The organism is Microcoleus sp. PH2017_28_MFU_U_A, from assembly GCF_020738035.1.
In the GTDB taxonomy this organism is placed as follows: domain Bacteria; phylum Cyanobacteriota; class Cyanobacteriia; order Cyanobacteriales; family Microcoleaceae; genus Microcoleus.
This window is the reverse complement of the sequence record NZ_JAEQCX010000033.1, coordinates 1-25,050: the sequence shown is the minus strand read 5'-3', so window position 1 is coordinate 25,050 and position 25,050 is coordinate 1. Positions and strand designations below refer to the sequence as shown.

Genomic DNA, 25,050 nt, shown 5'->3' with positions numbered 1-25,050 from the left:
TGCAACTGTAGGAGAGATTCCCCCACCTGGGTTGTCATCCATCGTTGCCAAGTCTTTAATCTTCAACGCGCAACTCGAAAAGGGTATAACCCTAGACTACTGCTGGTTCTAGCAGTTTGACGTTGGAGTAGTTAAACTCGGTTGTTGTCAGTTGACCTTTTTCTTTCGATCGCACTACTTGCTTGGTCATGACATAATAGTCGCCTACTTTGTCAAAGGTATCTTCAAATTCCAGTTCTCTGGTGATTTCGTTGGTTTCGGGGTTGCGAAAAACGGCATCGTAATGACTAGCCAAAGAACCTTCGGGTGTCTCTAAGCTTTTGTGCGTGTCAATGACGAAAGCCATGCGACCCATCACCCGGCTGACTTGACAAATTGACAGACCTCGGATTTTATAATTCGAGCCCATTGAGTCGCCTTGCACTAAAATATCCACAGCGTCGGTACTGTCCTTCTCGCCGAGGGTGAAGCTGTTTTTGCCGTGGGATTTTTCAAATGTCGATCGCTTCCGGTGAGTCACAATATCGCGCATTTGAGTGTAAACGCTCTGCTTTACTTCCTCATCGGCAATGCCACTGACTTCCACTGTCATGTCTGGTTTAATGGAAACATGACCCGTATATACTTCGTCGCCTTGCTTGAGTTCAATATCGGCGCTGTAACCGGGAAAGTTGGCATCCCAGGTGTAACGGTGTTCGTAAGCAGCGCGAAACAAATCGCGAGCGTTGGCTGGCTCTGTCATAAATCTCTCTTTCTATTTACACCCATCTAGTTTAGCGTAACCGCTCCTGTGCCCTGCATTGACGGCAGGGGCGGGTTGCCGACTCTCGCAGGTTCCCGAATGGGGTGCTGTCGCTAGGCTATTAACTTTACCGCCACAAAAAATTACTTTCAGTCTCAGTTGCTATGATGTCAAAATAAAGTCACGCAATTACTCGTGATTAAGATCGCGATCGATCGCCATACATCACTCTTAGTTATGGGTTATCTTAAAAAAAACTTCTGTCCGCTTTTTAGAGTTTTCACCTGTGGCAACTATTAGATTCCCTAATTAATAAAATGCTAGAAACAATTTACAAATACCTAGAAACGTTGCAGGAACAAGTTAAGCATTTACCACCTCCCCAACAGGCAATTTTAATAAAAACTGTGGAAACTCTGTCAACTTCTTTGCAAGAAATGGCAACCAGCCGCCAGTTTGAAAGTGCGACAAATAACGCGGCAAAGTTAGTTGAGGCGGAAAATTTAAATCGTCTTTTGGAACGCACTGTCGCCCAGCAAGCGGCGCAACTCAGAAAGCTACAGGAGCAGTTGAACGAAGAAATCAACCAGCACCGCCGGGATAATAAAGCATTAACTAAAAGCGAAGCCAAACTTCAGGCTGCGCTCCGTAATTCTCCAGATATAATTACTATTGTTGGCTCCGACGGGCGAGTCCGATATCACAGCGCAGCGCTAGAGAGAGTTTTGGGTTACAAGCCAGAAGAGAGAATTGGCAAGTTTCATGGCGAGTTGATCCATCCAGACGATTTGCTGAGTTGGAAGGCATATTTTGGCAAGTTGCTAGAATTTCCTGGAGTTGGGAAGCCGATCGAATATCGCAAACGCCACGCGGACGGTTCTTGGATCTACTTGGAGTCGATCGGCAATAGTTTGCTTCACGATTCTAGCGTACAGGGAATTCTGATTGCTTCCCGGGAAATTGAGGGACGCAAGCAAGCAGAAAGCGCACTCCTGGAGTCGCAACGGCACTACAAAATTATGTCACAAATTACTTCGGATTTTGCCTATTCTTTCAAGGCACTTCCCAACGGTAACTTTGTTTGTGAGTGGGTAACGGAAGCTTTGGCGCGCGTGAGCGGTCATCTCCCTGAAGAATTAACTGCCTCGGGCTGGTGGAGTTCAGATATCGTTCACCCTGATGATAGGGAAATGTTAATTAAACAATTAGAAGGCTCTACTTCTAGAGGTATGGGGGTCAATGAGTATCGAATTGTTAACAAAAATGGTGGTGTGCGCTGGGTGCGGGACTGCTGGCAAGCCGTGTGGGACAAAACTGAAGGGCGGGTTGTTCGTTTGTGGGGCGCTTGTCAGGAAATTACCGATCGCAAGCAAGTAGAATTGAAACTGCAACTCGTTAACAGAGTTTGGCAAGCCCAGATTGCATCGGCGCCGCTGGCGATTAACTGTACCGACAATGACGGCCGCACCCTTGTCTGGAACCGCGCCGCCGAAGAACTTTTTGGCTGGACTGCTGCTGAGGTTTTGGGCCAACCATTGCCGAATATTCCTGAAGGACAAAAGCAAGATTTTTACGCGCTGCTGAAGTCTGCGGGTAATGGCAAACCGGAAAACGGTTTGGAAGTGTCTTTGCCCAAAAAAGACGGTAGTTCGATCGACCTTTGGCTGTTTGCCGCACCCGTACAAGATGCAGGCGGCGAGACAGTCGGCAGTATCAACATATTTTCTGACCTTTCAGAACGCAAGCGCATAGAAGATGAGCGCCAAAAACTAGCATCCCTGAAAAATATGGAAGAACCTTTTTGGGCCCGCTATGTCAGCCGCCCGCCAACCAAGAAAAAAGATGGGGATAACTAATTCCCTCAAGCATATAGCGGTTCTCAGAAAGATTCGCGGATGTTGTTGGGCTTGGGCCCTCTTGGTTTAAGCGGTTATATAAGCTGTCAGTCATACCTCATCTTTTTGAGAAAGGCTATAAGTTAAAAACACTAAAAGTCCGAAGCAGCAATCTTCTGCTGGCGATATCATCTCCGGTAAAATAGCCGTTGCAGATTTGTAGTAAGGAAGTCGGTATTCTGAGTTTTATTAGTACGGACTTCCTCACTACAAAGCTATTCGATCGATCCCACATAATATCATAATAAATACACCCTGATCCTACCTTTATTATTTGCTATGCTGTGTTAGACACAACCCTAATGACCTAAAAATAATTTAGTAACCAGCTATCGAAGTTCTTGAAAAAATCTATAGCAATCAGAGCGGATTGGCACAAGATAAAAACTTTTTTGTCTGGCTAGACTCCTTGTTGAACAAGGATTTAAATTTTTCTAGAACTAGCAAATAAATTAGTATTGCTATATTGCTATATAGATGCAAGTGTCACATTTTCCAGGCAGAAGACTTGTGTGCCCGATCAATATTCGAGTTTTTGAATGCGGGAATTGCATCTTTACTTGTTTAGAGATTTTTGCTGACTCCTCAAAGCATCTAACTCTACGTGAGCCTGACAAGCTTTACTTGACTGAATGGAATCTAAGACATTACCAATTACCTTGGAAAGATGGAGAGCCGAACGGTGAGCTTCTTGGATAAAAGCTCTTTCCTCTATTGGATCGTCGGCCATATCATCTACAGTTAGTTGTAGATAGCCGATGATGTGATTTAGTGGAGTTCGCAGCTCGTGGGATGCGGTTGACAAAAACTCTTTTTTAAACTGGGATAGTTCTTTTGTTCGCTGGCTGCGCTCTTGGTAGAGGGTGGCTAGGGCGATCGCACTTCCGACTTGATCCGCAACTTCTTCTGCGAATTCGATCTGGTCTTGAGTCCAAGGTCGATCGGCATTACCATCATTCCCTGACAATCCGCCCTCGCACCGGTGCAAGCTAATTATGCCATTAGGTTTATCTTGATAAGCGGTAGCGACCACTAGCAGCGAATGCCGTTCAAAAGGATCGTCGGCTCCTAACGATTCTACTACCACCGGTTTTAGGGTCTCTAGAGCTTGAGTAATATGAGGTGCTGACGTGAGCGAGATTTTCACTCCCAGCATTGGTAGAAATGGTTCTTGGCAGTATTCAGCAGCCACTGTGACTTGCTGGCTAGAACTTTGATAGGGACAAATGATGCAACGGCTGACACCTAATGTTTGTCCGAGAGAGTTAACTGTTTGTTGCCAAATGGTATCGAGATCCAAAGTTCGACGAATCTTTCTGCCAATTTGGAGCAAAAGTTTTTGCGATTGAGCTGATACTTGCTGATTCATAGCAACCCTCTTTCTACTAGACTGGCAAAAGTCTACCACTCCACCAACACAGCAGAAATTTACTTAATTTGCCAGACGCAAACTGTTCAAATAGAGGTTTGCGTAATTACACTTAAATGTTCCCACACTTAGTCAAAAAATACTATCTATTGCAAGGATCTTTACAATATCTTTACAATTCTCACATAAAACTAAGAACGTCAAGTTTTCTTAATATAACTTTACAATAGGGCTGTGGAAGTTAAATCAGTCCTATGGGTGGGCATTCAGTTTTGGTAAGGTTAGGGATTTTTGGGGGGGTTTATTCGCAGGTGTGAGCCGCGAAGAGACAGAGCGAGATGATCTGTTGTCCTACCCCCCCCAATGCCATTGATGCGAATTCTGCGTGGGTTCGGCAGCGGTGGGGCGATCGGTCTGAGTGGAAAACACCGAAGGAGGGAGATTGGTGGCGGACAAGGTAAAATTTGATACTGCGACGGGCAATATAACTGTGTTATTATGAAAACCACCAATTATCAATGATTTTTATGCGCGAATTTGTAATCAGGGATACACCGATCCCGACATAATCAACTGAGTGATATACAAATTTGTAAGTGGTAAGTGGTAATTGGTAAGTGGTAAGACAACTGGCGAGACACCCAAGTTGAGAACAGCTATAGCTATTTTTTATTTCTTGCTTCTTGCTTATTCCCTCCTTTGGCTGCGGACAAGTTTTGCTTCTTGGTGATTTGCTCGGGCTTCTGATCTCGGACTTCTGGCCTCAACATCTATCCGTTAAATCGGTCAAATCCCTGAAACTGATTCGTTTCCCCACGTCCTTGAACGTCGCGCGACCTCTACCTAGAAGGAAGAGGATTGGAGTAATGAATAGTCTGATTTTAATTTCTCCCTCAAAGACTTGGGGCTTTCAACCAATTCTTTCTGGTAAAAACAATGTCTTGCATTTAGTTTGTATCTTTGGGGCGGGCAGGATGCCTACCCCACAAGAGTTTTAATCAAATGAGTTGATCTTTGGGGCGGGCAGGATGCCTACCCCACAAAAGTTTTCATAGATCGGATATCGCTTTTATGGATAGCGTTCCTCTCTTCGGATAACCCAGAACTGAAGCAATTACCGATGACCAATTACCAATTACCAATTACCAATAATTAATTTTTCAAGAGCGGTTCTTGATAAAGCACCACAGTAAAAGTAACAGTCGAGCCGAGTCCTTCCCCCATACTGTAAAAATTTACTGTGCCACCCATGGCTTCTACCAGTTTTTGAGAAATAGCCAATCCCAAACCAGTGCCGCCGTATTGTCTGGTACGAGCGCCGTCCACCTGAAAAAATGACTCAAATAATTTATATTGCTTGTCTAGAGAAACCCCAATGCCAGTATCCGCAACTCGGATTTTCACAATTCCGGGTAACTCCTGGTTGTTAACAGTTACTTTTTTCTTAATAACTTCGGCACTGATGCGAATTCCGCCTTCCTTGGTAAATTTAATTGCATTGCCGGTGAGGTTCAAAATTACCTGAAGCAGGCGTTGGTAGTTGGCATACAAAATAATCTCGTCCTCGATGGCTGGTGTTTGGATTTGAAATTGCAATCGCTTTTCTTGCACTTGAACCCGTGTAAAGTTCTCCACTTGCTGCAAAAGTTCGCCGAGTTTGACTGGAGCGAGGTCTAACTCCATTTTGCCAGCTTCGATTTTAGCGATATCCAAAATATCGTTAATCACATTGAACAAGTGTAATGCCGATTGATAAGCTTCTTCGATAAATTGGTGTGCTTCTTCGGGGTCATCTGCCATGCCATCCAGAACCAGTTTCAGGAAACCGAGGATGCCGTTGAGGGGGGTGCGGAGTTCGTGGGAAGTATTGGCAAGAAATTGACTTTTAAGTTGGGAAAGGGCGACGGCTTCGGCACGGGCTTGTTCTAATTCTTGGTAAAGTGTAGCGTGGGCGATCGCGCTGCCGACTTGAGCGACTAACTCGCGGGCAAATTCGAGTTCGACAGGACTCCATTTCGGGGAATTGCCGCAGCGGTGCAAACATATCAGGGCATTGGGTTGGTCTTCATAGAAGGTAGCTGCTACGAGCACGGAATGGCGATCGAAGCGATCGACAATGGGGGAGGCGTAATCGACTGCTACGGGTTTTAACGTGGCTAAAGTTTGAATCCAGCCCGGCTGTTCGGCTGCGCGCAGTTGTAATCCCAGCATCGAAGAGTAAGGTTCTTGGCGGTACTCAGCTACTACTTTAAAAGTTTTCGATTGGAGATTTTCGATTTGATCGGCAGACAGCGGGGGCGATCCATCGCTGGCAATTGAGTGTTGCAATTCTGCTGCTAGATCTGGATAGTTTTGCTGATTTTCTGAGATCGGGAAGGGGGAAATTTCGAGGTTTTCGCTGTCTTTTTTGGAGGAACAGATGATACAGCGGCTCGCGTTCAAAACTTCACCCAAACTGTTAACTGTTTGCTGCCAAATTGTCTGTAAATCGAGGGTTCTGTGCAGGTTTTGAGCGATTTGGGAGATAATTTTGCGATCGATTTCCGAGTAGGTAGTGAGCGGTCTACCGATGAGGCTGGCTGGATACAGCATTTGTTGGCTGGCGTCGGAGGAAGATGGCAAAGCTGGATATGCCATGAATTCTGGGGAATCTGCCGACAATTGTACGGGTTTGTCCGACAGCAGCCTGCCCATAACTAAGACTTTTGTAGCTTTACCATTGGAGTCGATCGCCGGAGTGACTGTCAAATCGAAGAGAAAATATTGTTCGGCGTGGCAAAATGGATAGCTAAACCTTTGGGGGACAAGGGTTTCGAGCGCCCGCCGCAGGCGTTCGAGATAAGGTGCAGGGGCGATGGGTTGCAGGGTTTCGCTGAGGGGGCGATCCTCTTCGAGGGCTTCGCTAACGACAATTTCTTCTGCTGTGAGGTTGTACTCCTCGGCTTTTTGCCAGTAAAAAGACAGATATCGACCCCTTGCGTCTTGGGTAAATACTAATTCTGCCCCTAACTCTTGAAAAAATGCTGTAGAGGCGAGGTTCGATCGCCGGAAATCTGTGTTAGAGTCCATCAGATTAGGGGATAAAAGTAATTCTGATTTTGAGTATTGAGTTTTTGATTTAAAATTTAAAACTCAAAATTGTTTTGGGTTTTGATAATTAAGATGTGAGTTATGGTAGAAGCAATAAGGAAGAGTGGAGAGTTGACAGTTGATAGTTGACAGAAGAGCCCGAAAAGCCGGTCGTTGGGTTGACAGAAGAGCCCGATCGCGCAAGACAAGGGTTAACAGAAGGAAGAAGGAATAAGCCCTTGCGGCTTCCTTCGGCTAAGCCGTATAAGTCGCTCAAGCTAAAAAGATGGAAGATGCAAGATTGAAGATGGAAGATGCAATCGAGCGCATTAGTTTTAGCAATTAATAAATTCCCCGCGATCGGGCACGGTGGCTATATTAATTGACTGCAAAGTAGTTGGCTTTTTAATGAATGATTCACAGGTCGAGACTCGAAACTCAGAACTCTTTTAGACTTCTACCACAGCATTTTTAGTTATCAATAATTTCCCCAAAAATTAATTTATAACTCAACTCAAAACTCAAAACTATTTGTTGTCAGCAGTTTTCGGTAATTTAAAAATACAACTTAAGATGTAGGAATTAGTAGTCTGCACATATTAACTATCGAGTTTAAAAATTCCGCCAAAAGTTGAGGCTGCCAAAAACTCAAGTCGGGGACTGGCGATCGCATTTTTGCCGTCACAATAGAAAAGCTCCTTCTACTTAACCAATATTGCTCCGAACCACCTGTATTTCGCCCGGAAATCTGCCGGAGTTATCTCGCCGGAGCTCGGACGATCTAAATTTCACACCCAGAAATTTTATGCCCAGCAGATTTGTGCGCGCCGTAGGAGGGCGAGACAGGAGACAACCTCAGTCGTTCCATTCGCCGCGGGGCGGGACAGGAGGGGTGCGACGCAAACTCATAGCCTGATCGTCTTCGCGACGCTCGCCTCTGAGCCACTGCTTGATTGCTGTTTCAATGACTTTGCTGGGGTCATTTGTCAAGTGCTTAATTTGGTCTAGCAGTTCAGAATCTATATGGATAGATAGTTCCACTTTTTCTGACGAACTGTGGGAGTGTATACTTGACTCGCTCATACTTAAAAAATCCTAGTTTTAATTCTTAAGTTTCAATTCCTTCTAGGAATTTACGCCTTTTTGTTTTGAAGGAAGTGTTTTGAAGGAAGTGATGCCTTATCCCTAGTAGAGATGCACAGCGGCTCAAAACCTGTATTTTTTACACCCTTGCCGCCCCGCTTCCGTCATTTGACCAAATTATCTGCTTCTTGTCAAGCGCTAGCAACTTCTCACCAATATTTTTCAGTTTGCTATCCGCCTCTGTAGAGTAACCTGACGCCAAAAATGGGTACAAGCGCCCGACAATCGTGGTGCTCGGCCCAAAATTTTAGACCCCTGCTCGATCTCCCAGATTTATCGGTTGCGGAGTAAGTTGAAAATCGTTCTCCTTTTTTGAACTCGATGCTCGCGCTCGCTCAAGTCTCACGCCGCAGTCTCCAATCTCAAATCTAAATCTGTTGTGCACCCCGAAGTCTAAAATCTCTAATCTCAAATGGACTGGGCTGTTCGTTTGATGCGGGATGCTGCCGATCGCCTTTTTCTCCACTGTTCCAGAGTTTTCTGTAAAACAACAGAGACAAAACTTTTTCTGAGGAGGGCGTCTAGGCTGGAGGAGGCGAGAGAACATAGCATAAATACAATGGCTTTGTCAACCCACAAGCGAGAAAAATTTAAATTTTATTTAAGTCTCTAAATGACTATAAATGACTGTAGATTGAATGAAGTTTTATAATACAGCAAAAGTCAATCTTTTGCCGATAGGTTTTATGACAAACGTTCCTGTATCTCGCATTCGTAATTTTTCGATTATTGCTCACATCGACCACGGAAAATCGACTTTGGCCGATCGACTGTTGCAGGCGACTGGGACTGTGAAGGCACGGGAAATGAAGGAGCAGTTTTTAGACAATATGGATCTCGAACGCGAACGTGGCATTACGATCAAGCTGCAAGCGGCTCGGATGAATTACACTGCCAAGGACGGTCAGGAGTACGTGCTAAATCTGATCGACACTCCCGGACACGTTGACTTTTCCTATGAGGTTTCGCGATCGCTCGCTGCTTGCGAAGGGGCGCTGCTGGTGGTAGACGCTTCTCAAGGCGTGGAAGCACAAACCTTGGCAAATGTCTACCTTGCCTTGGGAAATAATTTAGAAATTATTCCGGTTCTAAATAAAATTGACCTGCCGGGGGCGGAACCGGAACGGGTTAAAGGGGAAATTGAAGAAATTATCGGTCTGGACTGTAGCGGGGCGATTGAGGCTTCTGCTAAGGAAGGAATTGGTATTGATGATATTTTGGAGGCGATCGTGGAATTGGTGCCGCCGCCGCAGGATACTGTTGAGAAACCGCTGCGGGCGCTAATTTTTGATAGTTATTACGATGCTTATCGCGGGGTAATTGTGTATTTCCGGGTGATGGACGGAAGTGTCAAAAAGGGCGATCGGGTTTTGTTGATGGTTTCGGGGAAGGAATATGTCATCGATGAATTGGGCATTTTGTCACCGACGCAAGTACAAGTAGACGAACTGCACGCGGGAGAAGTGGGTTATCTGGGCGCGGCAATTAAGGCGGTAGCTGATGCTCGCGTCGGGGATACGATTACTTTGGTCAAAAAGCCTGCACCGGAGCCTTGGCCTGGTTATACGGAGGCTAAGCCGATGGTTTTTTGTGGCTTATTCCCGATCGATGCAGACCAATTTCCTGACTTGCGGGAAGCTTTGGAAAAACTGGAACTCAACGATGCGGCGCTTTCCTACGAACCGGAAACTTCTAGTGCGATGGGATTTGGTTTTCGCTGCGGTTTCTTGGGTTTGCTGCACATGGAAATTGTGCAGGAAAGATTGGAGAGAGAGTACAATTTGGATTTGATTGTTACGGCTCCTTCTGTGGTTTATCAAGTCACAACAATTAAGGGAGAAGTGTTAACAATTGACAATCCGAGTCACTTGCCAGATCCTCAATATCGGGAGAAGATTGAGGAACCTTATGTGCGGGTAGAAATGCTGTCGCCGGAAACTTATGTGGGGGCGCTGATGGAGTTGTCTCAAAGTCGGCGGGGCATTTTTATGGATATGAAGTATCTGAGTCAGGGGCGGACTACGTTGGTTTATGAGTTGCCTTTGGCGGAGGTGGTGACGGACTTTTTCGATCAGATGAAATCGCGATCGCGCGGTTATGCAAGTATGGAGTATCACATCATCGGTTATCGCGAAAATCCGTTGGTGAAATTGGACATTTTAATTAATGGCGATCCGGTTGATGCTTTGGCGATGATCGTGCACCGGGATAAGGCTTACAATGTTGGCCGCGGCTTGACGGAAAAACTGAAGGAGTTGATTCCCCGCCACCAGTTTAAGGTGCCGATTCAAGCGACTATTGGCGCTAAGGTGATTGCTTCGGAACATATTCCGGCTTTGCGGAAGGATGTGTTGGCGAAGTGCTACGGCGGCGATATTTCGCGGAAGAAGAAGTTGCTGCAAAAGCAGGCGAAGGGTAAGAAGCGGATGAAGTCTGTGGGTACTGTGGATGTGCCGCAGGAGGCTTTTATGGCTGTGCTTAAGCTCGATCGCGATTCGTAATTTGTCTGTAGGGCTTTGTTAGGAACAGGCAAGATGCCTGTTCCACAAACAGTCATTTTTCTTGTGGGGTTCTAGGAACAGGCAAGATGCCTGTTCCACAAAGAGTCAATTTTATCGTAGTTTTTTGCAATCACCTCGAACAGGCAAGATGCCTGTTCCACAAAGAGTAAATTTTCTTGTGGGATGGGCATCTTGCCCGTGCCAAAAAGGTTTATTGAAAATGATATAAGATGTTGATATAATTAACAATATAATTCTCACTTGAATTTACTATTATGACTACCAAAATATTACTGAAGTCGTCGGACAAATTAACTAACTTTTCATTGACAGCCGTCATCGAACAGGAAACAGAGGGAAAATATCAAGCGATGGTATTGGGTTTACCTGAATGTCAAGCTGAGGGAAATACTCGCGAAGAGGCGATCGCAAATCTCAGCCAACTTGTGACGAATCATTTAGAAAAAGCTGAATTCATTTCGCTAGAAATCCAAGAGCAAAAACCCGATAGCCCAGCTTTGACAATCCTGATCGAACAGGAAACAGAGGGAAAGTATCAAGCGATGGCTTTGGGTTGGGAAGAATGTAAGGCAGAGGGTAATAGCCGGGAAGAGGTTATTACCAATATTAGCTTAGTTGTGGGCGATCGGCTAGAGAAAGCCGAACTCATTTCTTTGGCAATTCAACCGCCCAAACCGGAACATCCTTGGATGAAGTTTGCTGGAATGTATAAAGACAATCCGCTATTTGATGAGGTGGTTGCTTATATGGAAGCCGATCGCAACACCCTTGATGAGGAAATGGGAACAGATTACCCACAAGTTGATGTGGAGATAGGAGTAAAATGAGTTTGTGGGTATTAGATACGGATTGTTTGACGCTTTTTCAAAACGATCATCCGCTGGTAAAGCTGCGAGTTAGTCAGGTTAATCCTGAAGAGATTGCAGTAACAGTGATTACCGTTGAGGAACAAATGCGGGGATGGTTGAATGCGATCAATCAATCTTCTCAATCGGAGCGAGTAATCTGGGGTTATAAGGGATTTCTGGATGGAGTAGAGTATTTCAACAGTGTGAATGTCTTGAAGTTCGATCGCGATGCTTACAATTGCTATACAGATTTGGTGCGTCAAAAGATTCGCATCGGCACAAAAGATTTGCGGATTGCTGCTATTGCGCTTTCTAAAAACGCTATTCTGGTGACGCGGAACCGGCGAGATTTTGAGCGAGTACCGGGTTTGAGGTTTGAAGATTGGACAATTTGAGGAATTGGGTGAGGGATTAAATGCGATCGCACTTTTGAACATTAAGGGCGATCGTACTTTTGCAAATAAACCATCAGAGATTACTCATCATCATCTGCTTTACTACCTAAAAGTCCGAAAATTGCACCGACACCCATATTCCAAGTATCCTTGCAAGTCTCAAAAATGCGAATTTGTTGCGGAGATAGCCGATCTTCCATACTAAGCGATAAGGACACGCTTCCAGAAAGTAAGGTAATACAGACAACAGTTGCGAAGACGTACTCGAAAGGAGAGGGAGGTTGAGGAGAGGTATTTTTACGAATCATTTTAGGAGATTTAGGTTTAGCAGGTGTCATATTTGGTTGAGCTTTCATAATTGCTACCTTTTGATTGGTGATGTTTTAATCATAAAGGGTAAAACCTTGAAAGCCAAGGTGTGTATGGGTTTCAAATACTATGAGTTTGATATGCGTTTAAGATGCGTTTGGTTCGCGATCGCCAGTTATAATACTTAAAAGGTTTGTAATTTGACTATGGCGGGAATCGCAGCATCTGAGGCTGGAATCGAAAAAGCAAAAATAGCTCTCATAGACAAAGGCTGGAGTCGCAAAGACTTAGCCGATCGTGTTTTAATGGGAGAAGACAAAAGTCTAAAGATAGGTATTGATATTCAAACAGTTAATAATTTTTTCAAGCAGAAGCGTGTCAGCCCGCAGTGTTTTGTTGGAATTTGTAAGGCTTTAGGATTGGATTGGCAAGACATTACAAATCCCAATACAACTACGCGGGGCCCAGAAACCGGGTTTTTTCACGACAATACTTCGTTGCAGTCGATAGATTCGGTGAAAAACCCGGTTTCTTCGATCGCAGTTGATAATTCCAACCACAACAATCCGTTTATTCCCCAACATGGCAAGATAGACAATCCGCGATTTTTCTTTGGCAGACAACGAGAAATACGGCGGGTGTTTGAGACGCTGAATGGTGGTAGTAGTGTAGCAATTATTGGCGAAAGGGCGATCGGCAAAAGTTCCCTCCTACAAGCCCTTTACCGAGAAACCCCAACTGAACTCCGTCATCCGCGCCAACCCATTTACCTTAACTTAAATAATGTTTATGATGAACATGACTTTTACGATGCTTTGTGTGGCGAAGCGGGTATCGAGACAGTCAAAGGATATCAACTAAAACGGGCTCTAGAATCGCACCGATTCCTGTTGCTTTTAGATGAAGTCGAGAAAATGACCTGGGATGGATTTACGAACCAAGTACGCGGCCAATTGCGGGGTTTGGCCGAGGGAACCGATGCACCTTTGCGTCTAGTTGTCGCCGCCTGCACCTCTCTCGATACCCTGTTTCCTGATAGTCAAGACAAAAATATGACATCTCCTTTCAAAGGGATTTGCATTGAGGAAACTCTGAAGCAATGGGATGATCAAATTAGCCGCAAATTTATTGATAGTCGCCTCAATGCTGACTGGTTAACACCTATTCCCGAACCCGTAAGGTTTACTGAGGCAGAAATTGCGGAGTTAATTGCTGAAAGTGGCGGCTATCCTCAGAAATTGATGCAATTGTGCTATCAAGCTTACGATCGTTATATCAACGATACTAAATCATCCTAAAATACTATAGAAAGCTAAGATAGATATGCGATCGCACAATCCAATATCTCGTAGGGGCAGGTTCACCAACAATAATCGCCTAAAACAGACAATCTCAAAAACCTGCCCTTCACTAGACTATATAAATTGATAGATATGCGATCGCACAATCCAATATCTCGTAGGGGCAGGTTCACCAACAATAATCGCCTAAAACAGACAATCTCAAAAACCTGCCCTCCCCAGCCGAGATTTATATTCACATTTATCTCGTAGGGGCAGGTTCACCAACAATAATTGGCTAAAACAGACAATCTCATAAACCTGCCCTCCCCAGCCAAGATTCACATTTTACCAATAAATTCGCGGTACATTTATTTGGTTGGTGGGGTGGGGGCGGGTTTAGGAAATTGTTGATTTTTGTCATGAATGGTTGGCGAACCCGCCCCTACAAGAATCGTGGTTGATTTACTGGATACGATACTTAATCACCCATATTTAAATTCATTCATACCCACCTATTTATGAGTCAAAACCATCCCCCTATTCCTCGCTTAGATTTAGCTCCTAAACTGAAACGTCCTCTTTCTTTGTGGAATCCTTTAGACTACCTGCGATTATTATATTGGGTGTTTTACTTCCCTCAAGCTTTGCGGTGGTATGAGTCTACCTTTGGTGGTGAATCTAGCTTAAAAGATGCCAAAAGCTGGCGAGAAAAGTGGGAATGGTTGCGTCAAAATGCTGTCCAGCGTCAGTTAATTCTACAAGCCTTGGTGTTAATCATTGTTATCCTTATAGGCTTGAGTAGACTTTTGGGGGAAATAGGCATTTCTATCGATTGGGACGTGGCGTCCGCCGTGGGGTTGGGTGTGATGTTCGGGGTGGTGTTAGTGGGATCAGTCCTGTTGTTAGGTGTGGCGTCAGGGGTGGCATCAGCCGTGGTGTTAGTCGTGGGGCCAGTCCTGGCATCAGTCCCGACATCAGGCGTCGCGTCAGTGGTGGTGATGGGCGTGACGTTAGGTGTGGGGTTAGTCCTGGAAGTTCTGATCAGGTCAGGTTTTGGGTTTGGCGTGATGTGGGGCGTGGGGTGGGGCGTGATGTTCGGCGTGGGGCTGGGCGTGATGTGGGGCGTGGCGTCAGCCGTGGTATGGGGCATGGGGTGGGACGTGGCGTCAGCAGTGGAGTGGGGCGTACCGTCAGCCGTGGCATTGGGCGTGGGATTCGGCGTGGCGTCAGCCGTGGCGATCGCACGTCCTGAAAATTGGCTTTTCGCTGTACCGTTCACTCTACTCCAGCGTCAACACCAAAATAGACAATTTCCTCACATTACCCCACTTCCCCTTCCCTACCTGTCTTCTCAAATAGCTAATTGGCTGAGGCTGGATTGGCAAACAGGATTGCATAACACTAACGAACTACTAAAATTTACCCTTCAGTTTATCCCAGTTGTTAAAGCTATAAATCGCGTGCTAGCAGAGACCCCAAAAGAACAACTGATCTATCGAGTCGCTCAATTATCAGAAGATCCTTATGATTGGAATTTAGTGCGTTTTGCCTCAGTTTCTCTCAGTGAAGTAATGAAGTCAAAAGTAGTAGCAGGTTTTTTCATCATCGCACCTTGGAAACAGCAAATTCAAGCTCGATTTCAAACAGAAATACGTTTAAATACTCCTGCCCGTGCCTCTGCTGCTGGTTTCTGGTATCTCCATCAACAAGAACCAGACAAAGCTACAGAAGCTTTTACTGTAGTGCGAGATTTGCTTTATGGAGAGGAGATGCTTACCTTAGCGCAAATTCTCACCGCTTTTGACCAAACAGCAGAACTAGCCGAAATTGCTTCCCTGCAACTGCCACCTTCCCCAAATCCACCTCGGCTGCGCGAGACTACTTGGCAAGCAATTGCTTCTCTACGACGGGTAATTGCCGATGTTCAAGTCGTCCAGAATAGCGTATCTCGTTCTGCCCGTTCCCTTGCCCTCAACCGAGCCTTAGGTCAGCTTGGAACTCTCTTAAATCAGTCAAATATCATACCAAAAACTGAAAGAATTTTAATCCTTAAAATAGTCATAAAATGGGTAGATATATTACTGCAAGTCACAGGTAAAATCGGAGATATTTCAATTACTCAACCGGTCACTAATCCCTATGTAATTGGCGATCCAGTCCAAGGCAATCTATTTGTCGGCCGCGAAGATATCATCAGAGAGCTAGAGGAATTGTGGGTAAAGGGAAATAACCTGCAATCTGTGGCTCTCTACGGTCATCGGCGGATGGGGAAAACTTCGATTTTGTTAAATGCTACCAACTGCTTAGGAGCAAAGGTACAGGTGGCTTATGTCAATTTGCTGCGGGTGGGAGATTGCTCTGAGGGAGTCGGCGAACTACTAATATTCATCACCGATGCCATTGCCAAAACGGTCAAGATTGCACCTCCAGCCGATCGCGATTTACTCAATCTACCCTATCTCACCTTTGGACGCTACATCGAACAAGTAGTAGCAAATATAGAAAGTGGATTGATCGTTGCTTTAGACGAGTTTGAAAAAATTGAAGAATTGATTAAGGCTGGGAAAATCAATCCAGATTTTATCGGCTTTTTGCGAGGAATACTGCAAATGAGTTCTAAAGTTGCCTTAGCTTTTGCTGGATTGCACACCTTGGATGAAATGACCGGAGATTATTTCAATCCTCTTTTTGCTAGCATTATCCCCATCCGAGTTGGTTTCCTGAGTCTAGGTGCAACTCGCCAAGTTTTAGCCAATCCCGATGATGACTTTATCCTAGATTATAAACCCGAAGCACTCGATCGCATTTATGAACTAACTCACGGCCAACCCTACCTCACGCAAGTGGTAGGATTCCTGTTAGTACGCCTCTACAACAGCCAAGTATTTGAAATGGGAAGACCCCGCGATCCCATGTTTACCCTAGAAGATGTAGCAACTGTAATTGATGGCCCGGAATTTTTCTCCAGATATCGCTACTATTTTACAGCAGTTTGGGGTCAAGCAGCGGAAGGTGCATCGGGACAACAGCAGATTTTAAGAGTATTAGCACCTCATGTAAAAGGCATGAATCTCGACAGGCTGAGTGCAGAAACAGGGATGGATCAAACAAGTTTAGAGGAATCATTAAAAACTCTGGAACGCCACGATGTTGTTAAAGAAATTAATGGTTGCTACTGTATAGCTGTAGAACTATTTCGCCGCTGGGTTCAGATGTCATTGGGAGGAAGCCACTAAAATCGGGAATGGCGATTCCCTACAGGATAGCTACGCACGCGCGTATCTTGCTGTTTTTCACACAAGGGCGATCGGACTTTGTGAAAACCCAAGCCTCAACGAATTCAAGGAATTGGCAAGTGAATAATTTGGTCTTGATATTCCCCATCAAAAGAACCTCCCGCAATCACAATCAACTCGTCCAGTGTCTCCCCAATACCCATATCGGGGTTGAAGATAAAAATACCGGGTATGTGGCGATTTTGGGCAATGTGATCCGCTAAGTGTACCGGCATTGACTTGCGGTTATTAGTCAGCAGCACAAAGTTATGTACTTCACACCAAATTAGGATTTCTGGATCTAACGTACCTTTGGGAGGAGTATCCGGTTCTCCCACAGCCCGAATTATCAAATCTGATTCCCGCCGGCGCAGTTGGTTAATATAAACTGGATTAACATTTTCATCCATGAGATATTTGAGCATTTTTCGCCTTTTTGCCTTCTCTTTCTGCCTTTAACTGCATCAGTTTCCGCACCGCAGGCGACGGGTTTCGCTGCTGTTCCTCTCGCATTCTGCGTCCCCATTCCAACCAGTCAGCGATGTAATTGCTCACAGATTCTTTGTTGTGAAGATAATACAGAATGGTCGCATAAACTTGTTCTAGACTCAGCGAAGTGTAAATATTGGCAATTTCCTCTGGGGTGCGAGCACGATAAATGTACTCGTACAGGATAGTTTCAATTCCAATCCGCGAATCTTTCAGGCGAATGTCATCAGGTGCTAGAAAGTTGAAGTATTCTTCTAGTTGCACAGTTTAATCCTTCCTTTTTAGCCGATCGTACTGCTAACTATAATTTTACTATAATTCCACTTTTAATTCTAGCGAGGTATGGCTGCGATCGCCCTTTCTGTCTTAGCCTAAACCAAATCAGATATGCGATCGCTCTTTTGGCACAATACTGACCCAACTGGTACAGGCCGCAAAAACTCAGCAACTCTATTTCTAGCATTTCCTAGAGGCAATCCCTCGCGATCGCCCCCGATGTTTCATCTCCAGCCCATGACTATAGTCGGAAAACCCTTTATTCTTGTCGGTGGCTGAATTTATTCCCCGCAAGCGCCCTGGCAATATTCTCAAGGCATTTGCCCAACTAGCTCGACCTCAAGTACACTTAGCTTTGGTCGGAGATGGCATAATTTTGGAGGAAATGCGAGAACTAGCATCAGAATTAGGAATTCAAAAGCAAGTACATTTTTTGGGCTTGCGACGAGATATCCCCATTTTGATTCGTGCCTCAGTAGCTACTCTGATTGCTTCCTCTCAAGAAGGGCTTCCTAATTGCGTCATGGAATCTTTCTGCATCGAAGTCCCCGTCATCGGTATAGAAATTCGAGGCACTCGTGATTTATTAGAAAATGGCAATGGTTTGCTGGTAAAGTTGGGAGATATCAACGGAATAGCACAGCAATGGCATAGATTTTAGACCATCCAGAGGAAGCTCAACATATGAGCAAGCGCGGACGAGAAAATATGGTTAATTATGACCTGCCACATATCCTCAAAGCAATACGAGGCTTTATATGCTGAAGTCAACAATCAACAATCAACAATCAACCCATGAGTAATATTGTTACAGGCGCGGCAGGTTTTATCGGCTCTAACTTAGTCGAAACTCTTTTAAACCAAGGTGAACAAGTAATCGGAGTTGATGAAGTCAACGATTACTACAATCCCGAATTAAAGAGAAAAAATCTCGCTCATTTTGAAAAACATCCAAATTTTAAACTAATTGAGGGTAATATCCTATCTTTGGATTGGAAACCGCTATTAGCAAATGCAGAAGTCATTTACCACCAAGCAGCCCAAGCAGGAGTCCGTGCTAGTTGGGGATACGGTTTCCGCAGCTATACGGAACGCAATATCAATGCAACTCAGGTACTCCTAGAAGCCGCCAAAGATGCACCGCAACTGAAAAAGTTTGTATTGGCTTCGTCTTCGTCGGTGTACGGCAATGCTGAAACTTTTCCTACTTCCGAAACTGCCTGCCCTCAACCAGTTTCTCCCTACGGGATTACCAAATTAGCTGCTGAACGTTTGGCTTCGCTTTATCATCACAATTTTGGCGTTCCCGCAACCATCCTACGCTATTTCACCGTTTACGGGCCTCGCCAGCGTCCCGATATGGCATTTCACATATTTTTTAAGTCAATTTTGCGCGGCGAAGCGATTTCAATTTACGGAGACGGACAGCAAACCCGAGATTTTACTTTTATCAGCGATTGCGTTGCCGCTAATTTAGCTGCCGCTAAAGTGCCGGAATCTGTCGGGGAAATATTTAATATTGGAGGGGGAAGTCGAGTTGCTTTGGCGGAAGTTATTCAGACGATGGAAAGCATTGTCGATCGCCCGATTCGCATCAATTACCTAGAATCGAGCAAAGGAGATGCACGAGATACTAGCGCTGACGCATCGAAAGCTCAGAAAATCTTGGGATATCAGCCACAGGTGTCTTTGAGAGAAGGATTGAGGCAAGAATGGGAATGGGTACAGTCTTTGTACGGTTAGAGTGTGCTTAACTTACTCATATAGAAATCCTAAATAATTAAGATAAATTTGTAGGGTAGTACCTTTCTTTGCCTACCCTATCTATCGGGCAACCGAACGTGGTTCGAGCCCTACAACAATTGTGCAAATGATTTAGGATTGCTATATCAAATCCAATGAGGGATGAAGCTACTGGATATGATCGCACCGAGAAACCCGGTTTCTCGGTGTGATGTTTTTTTGGTGGAGTTATACCAACTTTCATAATTGTTGCAAAATTATTAGGTTTGTAGTCAGGACTTTAGTCATTATTAAGTTTATAGTAAGGACTTTATCTTTCGTTTGCTAACTAATGTTTGTTAACTAAAAATGGCACCAAAAATTAAGATTTATAATTATATAGTCACTGTGGAGATAATGTCAACAGTATTTTTTCGGAATTATAGAAGTGTAAGTAAAATTAACTAGGTTAGCTCCAGTCTAGCTCGCAATCTGTTGCATATATTCTGACAATGCTAAGTTAATTAAAGATTTGATCCAGGTTGCGGATAAGTCTTTACATTGTTGATCGATATTTTGTTATTGTATTAACAAGTTTGATTCGATCGACTGAATTGTTGTACCACAGTCTTACCCTCTAAACAGAACGGCAGTTTCCCCCATGAGAATTTTAGTCACAGGCGGTGCGGGTTTTATCGGTTCCCATCTGATCGATCGCTTAATGGCCCAAGGACACGAGGTAGTCTGCCTGGATAACTTTTACACCGGGACTAAGCGCAATATCCTCAAATGGATGGACAACCCCTATTTTGAGCTGATCCGCCACGACATCACGGAACCGATTCGGTTAGAGGTAGATCAGATTTACCATCTGGCCTGTCCAGCTTCCCCAATACACTATCAGTACAATCCTGTCAAGACAATTAAAACAAACGTCATCGGCACGATGAATATGTTGGGATTGGCGAAACGGGTGAAGGCCAGATTTTTTCTGGCTTCCACATCAGAAGTTTACGGCGATCCAGATGTCCATCCCCAAACAGAAGACTATCGCGGTAACGTTAATTGTATAGGTATTCGCAGTTGTTACGACGAGAATACTGAAATTTTGACAGAAAACGGTTGGGTTCCTTTTCCTAACTTACAGCCGGGAGTTCGCGTAGCAACTCTCAATCCAGACAATCAGATTGAATATCACGTTCCTGACGAGCATATCGTGCAGCCTTATGTGGGTAACTTGCTCCGATTTGCCAATTCTAAATTTGATTTTTGTGTGACTCCCAATCACTGGATGTATGTCAAAAACCGCACTGGTAAATTGAACTTTCTCCAAGCCGATACAGATGTATATTGGCACCATCAAAGAGCCATCACGGGAGCAGAATTTTTAGCGGCAGAACAAGAATGGTTTGAATTAGGAGAACCGCCGCGCAATGCTAAAGTAAATGTCGAACGGGTGCGGATGGATGATTGGCTGGAATTTCTGGGTTATTACATTTCCGAAGGTTGCGTTCACGTCCGCAGGCGAGCGCGAGTCGTTAACGGTTGCGATTATGATATTGCTGATTACAACATATTAATCGCTCAAGTAAATCCAGAAGGACGGACAGCAATAGCAGAGTGTCTCCAGCGGACTCCTTTCAAGTTTTTTGACTCCGACGACCATCAATTTCGGATTTGCAGCAAACAATTAGCAGAAATTTTGCTGCCTCTGGGCAAGTCTGGTGACAAATACATACCGCGAGAATACCTAAATCTGTCTCAGCGACAGTCATTAATTTTGTTCAAAGCTTTGATATTGGGAGATGGCTCTCAAAAAGGAAATGCCTACGCTTATTACACTAAATCAAAGCAATTGGCTGATGACGTACAAGAGTTAGCAATGCGCTGCGGCTATGCAGCAACGGTAGTCAATCATGCAATCGGTCGCGATCTTTATCGCGTTAATATTCGCCCTCCAAAAGATGCAAATCTCGTAACTCCCGAACCAGTTCGTTATGCGGGAAATGTTTATTGTGTCAATGTTAAAAATCACGTAATCTGCGTCCGCCGCAACGGCAAGGCAGCGTTTTGTGGCAACTGTTACGACGAGGGGAAGCGAGTAGCTGAAACCCTATCTTTTGACTACCACCGCCAAAATGGGGTAGACATTCGAGTTGTCCGAATTTTCAATACCTACGGCCCCCGGATGTTGGAAAATGACGGCAGAGTAGTCAGCAATTTTATTGTGCAAGCTTTGCGGAATGAGCCGCTGACTGTTTACGGTGACGGTTCCCAAACCCGGAGTTTTTGCTACGTTTCCGATTTGGTGGAAGGATTTATTCGGTTGATGAATAGCGACAAAATCGGGCCGATGAATTTGGGGAATCCCGGCGAATACACTATCTTGGAGTTAGCACAGAAAATTCAAAATATGATTAATCCAGGGGCGGAAATCATCTTCAAACCGCTGCCACAAGACGATCCAAAACAGCGACAACCGGATATTACTCTTGCTAAAAATTGGTTGGGCTGGGAACCAACTGTGCCGCTGGATAAAGGTTTAGAGTTAACTGTGAAAGATTTTCGCGATCGCATCGAGGGAAACCAAAAGTAGAGAGAGGGAGAGATAGAGGGGGAGAGGAGGAGAGGGGGAGTATTTTTACTTCTTAATTCTTCATTCTTCCCTATTCCCTATTCCCTATTCCCTTTTGCTTCCTCAATCTGCCTGCCATCTGACTAATAAGAACTGTCAACTGTCAACTGTCAACTGTCAACTGTCAACTGTTTACTAACTTTGAGGACATTTCTATGCGTGTTTGCGTCATCGGTACAGGATACGTTGGCTTAGTCACCGGCACTTGCTTGGCCCACATCGGACATCATGTCATTTGTGTAGACAACAACGAAGAAAAAGTTAAATTAATGAAATCGGGACAGTCACCTATTTTTGAACCCGGACTGTCTGAATTGATGTCCTCTGCTTCTCAATCGGGAAATTTAGAATTTACTTCAGATTTAGCAGCAGGAGTGGCTCACGGGGAGATTTTATTCATTGCGGTGGGGACGCCTCCTTTGCCCACTGGGGAAAGCGATACTCGCTACGTGGAAGCGGTGGCGCGCGGCATTGGCGCTCACCTCGACGGCGATTACAAAGTGATCGTAAACAAATCAACTGTACCCATCGGTTCGGGAGATTGGGTGCGGAGGATTGTATTAGATGGTTTGGCTGAACGTCAAAAAGCTCAAAGCGGTGAGGGCGCTACGGGTGAGGAAGTAGCAGCAAAAATTGGTGCTGATTTTGATGTGGTTAGCAATCCAGAGTTTTTGCGCGAGGGTTGTGCTGTTTTCGATACGTTTAATCCCGATCGCATTGTTCTGGGCAGCAACTCTCAGCGGGCGATGGATCTGATGCTACAATTATACACACCAATTGTCGATCGCAAGTTTGCAGAAAATCCGTCTTTGCCTGTGGTACCTGTGGTGATGACTGACATCAGTTCCGCAGAAATGATTAAGTACGCAGCTAATGCTTTTTTGGCTACCAAGATTAGCTTTATTAATGAAGTTGCTAATATTTGCGATCGAGTCGGTGCAGATGTTACCCAAGTAGCGAAAGGTATCGGTTTAGATTCGCGAATTGGTAGTAAGTTTTTGCAGGCTGGCATTGGTTGGGGCGGTTCTTGTTTCCCCAAAGATGTCTCGGCTTTAGTTCACACTGCTGACGATTACGGATATGAAGCGCATTTGCTGAAAGCGGCGGTGGAAGTGAACGAACGCCAGCGCTCGATTGCGATTGAAAAGTTGCAGCAAGTTTTGAAGATTCTTAAAGGCAAAACAATCGGACTTTTGGGTTTGACTTTCAAGCCGGATACTGATGATTTGCGGGATGCTCCTTCCCTGAATTTAATCGAGAATTTAAACAGATTGGGAGCGAAAGTTAAAGCTTACGATCCGATTGTTTCTCAAACTGGGATGCGTCACGGTTTGTCGGGAGTTTTGGTGGAAACCGATGCGGAAAGATTGGCTGACGGTTGCGATGCTTTGGTGTTGGTGACTGACTGGGAACAGTTTCGTAATTTAGATTACGATAAAATGGGCAAATTGATGGCTCATGCGGTGATGATTGACGGCCGCAATTTCTTAGATAAGAAGGTTTTAGAAGCGGCTGGTTTCCAATATGTCGGGATTGGAAGATAAGAAAGAGTTTGGAGGATAACCTCTATCCTGTAAGGTGCGCAATGCGCACCTAGAGCGTCCGTACAGTAGAATATTTTGACAAAAAGAACAAAATATGTATTATGTAGGGGCTCTCGCATGAGGGCGACAGTAGATCGCGATCGCCAACCATTTTTTTGTCCTCATGCGAGAGCCCTGCCAAGGTCTACATCAACATACATACGTATCGGCTCAATAAGTAGGGGTAGCAGTTAATCTAGTTGCCAAGACAAGCCCAAGGGATAAAGAGAAGATTTTTCGCGAATAATAGTGGACAGAGAGGGAATAATTCCAAGTTGAGAAATTCGGTCACGCACATAACCCTTAAAAACTGATTCCCAACTGACTCCTTAGTAGCAACAAGAGACATAAAAGTATCCCATGCCCTCGTACCCTCAATCGTCTGAGTTGCATAGCTAATATTACGTCGCTGCACAGCAAGTTCGGGCAGCTAACTCAGCGGGATTATTGTGTAAAGGTAATTCAGGGTGCTCTAAAACCCTCAGCAACTCCGATACTTTTGTCGCAGTTAATTGTTTGCGTTCATCCAACAATTCATAGCCGCTTGGAGTTTCAAAAAGCCGCCGAAATTTCGACCTTAAAAGCAGTGCAGCTTCAGGACTGGGAACATCTTTATAAGCTAATAATTCCCGATAATAATCCCAAAAATCTTCGATAAATTTCCCTAAAATTACTTGATGGCAATGGAATACCGGGCTTAACTTCTTGTAATGCCTTCCCTCATGCACCCAACATAATGCTCTATCAGCAGTGATTAACTTGAATTGCGGAGCATCATCACAACAAAGAGTTTGTACGACTGGACAATCAGTTTGCTGATGATAGAAAACAATAGCTGCTGCTTCCCTAATCCTGGTAACTTGTTGAGCACCCAGTTTGGGTACATACTTATTAAGTAGGTGATTAAACTCTGACTCACCCAACACCGTTTCTTGGGGTAATAGCTTGAGAGCATTCTGCCATTTAGCCGGGATTTTGAAGTCCTCAATTAGTGAGAATGTCAGTGGATTGAGCATGAATTTTAGTTCTCGTCCTGGCTGTAATCCTCTCAGGACAGTCAGTCTGTCTTTATTCGCTGTTGTGAAGTATACTGTATATAAAGGGTTGCAGATGATATTGGTGGTATGGTTTACTCCAGCTACACGCGCGCCTGTTTGGTCGAAGTGTTGCCAGGGGCTACTCGCTAGTCCTGAATCATAAACTTCTTTTTTCTCGGTTTCAAAACCGGAGTGGTTTTTGATTAGCAGGTTGGATAAATAACCTGCTGAGATGGAAATACCTAGATCGGCTAAAAACTCCAGTAGTTTACCGCATCCTCATATTACCCCCTAGCGTACAAACTGATGATTAAGGCTTTGATTCCTGGTCCAAATTCTCCTTCGTAGCCCATTGGTAATTCTGCTACATAAGTTTTTCGGAGTGAGGGTGAGTAATATTTCTGTTTACGGAACAATATGTTGTCGGTTGCCAAGCTGATATCTTGGATGATTACTTG

Annotated in this window: 19 protein-coding genes and 3 pseudogenes; 14 read left to right on the top strand and 8 right to left on the bottom strand. The window is 44.7% G+C overall.

Features of this window, described 5'->3' with window-relative positions; genetic code table 11:
• Window positions 1-91: 91 nt before the first annotated feature.
• Window positions 92-742, bottom strand: a complete 651-nt coding sequence (locus JGK14_RS05695; protein ID WP_293216964.1) for a DUF3386 domain-containing protein — start codon at window positions 740-742, stop codon at window positions 92-94.
• A 317-nt stretch (window positions 743-1,059) separates the two neighbouring features.
• Between JGK14_RS05695 and JGK14_RS05690 the strand changes: the two genes are divergently transcribed.
• The gene (locus tag JGK14_RS05690) at window positions 1,060-2,598 is read left to right on the top strand and encodes a PAS domain-containing protein (protein ID WP_293216961.1); all 1,539 of its coding nucleotides are present in this window, start codon (window positions 1,060-1,062) and stop codon (window positions 2,596-2,598) included.
• 595 nt (window positions 2,599-3,193) lie between these two features.
• Here the strand turns inward: JGK14_RS05690 and JGK14_RS05685 are convergent.
• A complete protein-coding gene (locus JGK14_RS05685; RefSeq protein WP_293177034.1) occupies window positions 3,194-4,006 on the bottom strand; it encodes a GAF domain-containing protein in 813 nt (270 codons plus the stop codon).
• 866 nt (window positions 4,007-4,872) lie between these two features.
• Here JGK14_RS05685 and JGK14_RS05680 point away from each other — a divergent pair.
• On the top strand, window positions 4,873-5,004 hold the full coding sequence (locus tag JGK14_RS05680; protein ID WP_293203287.1) for a hypothetical protein: 132 nt from the start codon (window positions 4,873-4,875) through the stop codon (window positions 5,002-5,004).
• A 154-nt stretch (window positions 5,005-5,158) separates the two neighbouring features.
• Here the strand turns inward: JGK14_RS05680 and JGK14_RS05675 are convergent, their stop codons facing one another.
• A complete protein-coding gene (locus JGK14_RS05675; protein ID WP_293177036.1) occupies window positions 5,159-7,075 on the bottom strand; it encodes a GAF domain-containing sensor histidine kinase in 1,917 nt (638 codons plus the stop codon).
• Between the two features lie 855 nt (window positions 7,076-7,930).
• Window positions 7,931-8,158, bottom strand: a complete 228-nt coding sequence (locus JGK14_RS05670; RefSeq protein ID WP_293146178.1) for a type II toxin-antitoxin system CcdA family antitoxin — start codon at window positions 8,156-8,158, stop codon at window positions 7,931-7,933.
• 746 nt (window positions 8,159-8,904) lie between these two features.
• Here JGK14_RS05670 and lepA point away from each other — a divergent pair.
• From lepA to JGK14_RS05655, 3 genes are all read left to right on the top strand, one after another.
• A complete protein-coding gene (gene lepA, locus JGK14_RS05665; RefSeq protein ID WP_293177038.1) occupies window positions 8,905-10,719 on the top strand; it encodes a translation elongation factor 4 in 1,815 nt (604 codons plus the stop codon).
• Window positions 10,720-10,994: 275 nt separating this feature from the next.
• On the top strand, window positions 10,995-11,567 hold the full coding sequence (locus JGK14_RS05660; protein WP_293177040.1) for a type II toxin-antitoxin system HicB family antitoxin: 573 nt from the start codon (window positions 10,995-10,997) through the stop codon (window positions 11,565-11,567).
• Entirely contained in the window at window positions 11,564-11,983 is a 420-nt protein-coding gene (locus JGK14_RS05655) for a type II toxin-antitoxin system VapC family toxin (RefSeq protein ID WP_293191452.1), read from the top strand. The genes JGK14_RS05660 and JGK14_RS05655 overlap by 4 nt, the downstream gene beginning before the upstream one ends.
• An 80-nt stretch (window positions 11,984-12,063) precedes the next feature.
• Here JGK14_RS05655 and JGK14_RS05650 read toward each other — a convergent pair whose 3' ends face one another.
• Complete coding sequence (locus JGK14_RS05650) at window positions 12,064-12,339, bottom strand: hypothetical protein (RefSeq protein WP_293177044.1); 276 nt, start codon at window positions 12,337-12,339, stop codon at window positions 12,064-12,066.
• A 159-nt stretch (window positions 12,340-12,498) separates the two neighbouring features.
• On the opposite strand from JGK14_RS05650, the gene JGK14_RS05645 reads away from it, so the two are divergent.
• Window positions 12,499-13,590 carry an ATP-binding protein gene (locus JGK14_RS05645; RefSeq protein ID WP_325314838.1) on the top strand — a complete coding sequence of 364 codons (1,092 nt, stop codon included), beginning with the start codon at window positions 12,499-12,501 and terminating at the stop codon, window positions 13,588-13,590.
• 503 nt (window positions 13,591-14,093) lie between these two features.
• Window positions 14,094-16,811, top strand: coding sequence for an ATP-binding protein (locus JGK14_RS05640; protein WP_325314837.1), 2,718 nt, complete (start codon window positions 14,094-14,096; stop codon window positions 16,809-16,811).
• A 104-nt stretch (window positions 16,812-16,915) separates the two neighbouring features.
• Here JGK14_RS05640 and JGK14_RS05635 read toward each other — a convergent pair whose 3' ends face one another.
• Window positions 16,916-17,275 carry a DUF5615 family PIN-like protein gene (locus JGK14_RS05635; protein ID WP_293177050.1) on the bottom strand — a complete coding sequence of 120 codons (360 nt, stop codon included), beginning with the start codon at window positions 17,273-17,275 and terminating at the stop codon, window positions 16,916-16,918.
• Window positions 17,253-17,603 (bottom strand): DUF433 domain-containing protein, encoded by a 351-nt coding sequence (locus JGK14_RS05630; protein ID WP_293177052.1) that lies wholly within the window; start codon window positions 17,601-17,603, stop codon window positions 17,253-17,255. Before JGK14_RS05630 ends, JGK14_RS05635 begins: the two co-directional genes overlap by 23 nt.
• Window positions 17,604-17,726: 123 nt before the next feature.
• On the opposite strand from JGK14_RS05630, the gene JGK14_RS05625 reads away from it, so the two are divergent.
• From JGK14_RS05625 to JGK14_RS05595, 7 genes and pseudogenes are all read left to right on the top strand, one after another.
• Window positions 17,727-17,894 carry a hypothetical protein gene (locus JGK14_RS05625; protein WP_293191575.1) on the top strand — a complete coding sequence of 56 codons (168 nt, stop codon included), beginning with the start codon at window positions 17,727-17,729 and terminating at the stop codon, window positions 17,892-17,894.
• On the top strand, window positions 17,887-18,276 hold the full coding sequence (locus JGK14_RS05620; protein WP_293191579.1) for a glycosyltransferase: 390 nt from the start codon (window positions 17,887-17,889) through the stop codon (window positions 18,274-18,276). The genes JGK14_RS05625 and JGK14_RS05620 overlap by 8 nt, the downstream gene beginning before the upstream one ends.
• 134 nt (window positions 18,277-18,410) lie before the next feature.
• The gene (locus tag JGK14_RS05615; protein ID WP_293177054.1) at window positions 18,411-19,358 is read left to right on the top strand and encodes an NAD-dependent epimerase/dehydratase family protein; all 948 of its coding nucleotides are present in this window, start codon (window positions 18,411-18,413) and stop codon (window positions 19,356-19,358) included.
• 640 nt (window positions 19,359-19,998) lie between these two features.
• A pseudogene (locus JGK14_RS05610) lies at window positions 19,999-20,445 on the top strand (GDP-mannose 4,6-dehydratase); the annotation flags it as partial.
• Between the two features lie 183 nt (window positions 20,446-20,628).
• A pseudogene (locus JGK14_RS05605) lies at window positions 20,629-21,279 on the top strand (LAGLIDADG family homing endonuclease); the annotation flags it as partial.
• Between the two features lie 33 nt (window positions 21,280-21,312).
• Window positions 21,313-21,933: pseudogene (locus JGK14_RS05600) on the top strand (NAD-dependent epimerase/dehydratase family protein); the annotation flags it as partial.
• Between the two features lie 194 nt (window positions 21,934-22,127).
• Complete coding sequence (locus JGK14_RS05595) at window positions 22,128-23,516, top strand: UDP-glucose dehydrogenase family protein (protein ID WP_293177056.1); 1,389 nt, start codon at window positions 22,128-22,130, stop codon at window positions 23,514-23,516.
• A gap of 440 nt (window positions 23,517-23,956) precedes the next feature.
• Here the strand turns inward: JGK14_RS05595 and JGK14_RS05590 are convergent, their stop codons facing one another.
• Window positions 23,957-24,571 carry a hypothetical protein gene (locus tag JGK14_RS05590; protein ID WP_325314836.1) on the bottom strand — a complete coding sequence of 205 codons (615 nt, stop codon included), beginning with the start codon at window positions 24,569-24,571 and terminating at the stop codon, window positions 23,957-23,959.
• Window positions 24,572-25,050: the final 479 nt, after the last annotated feature.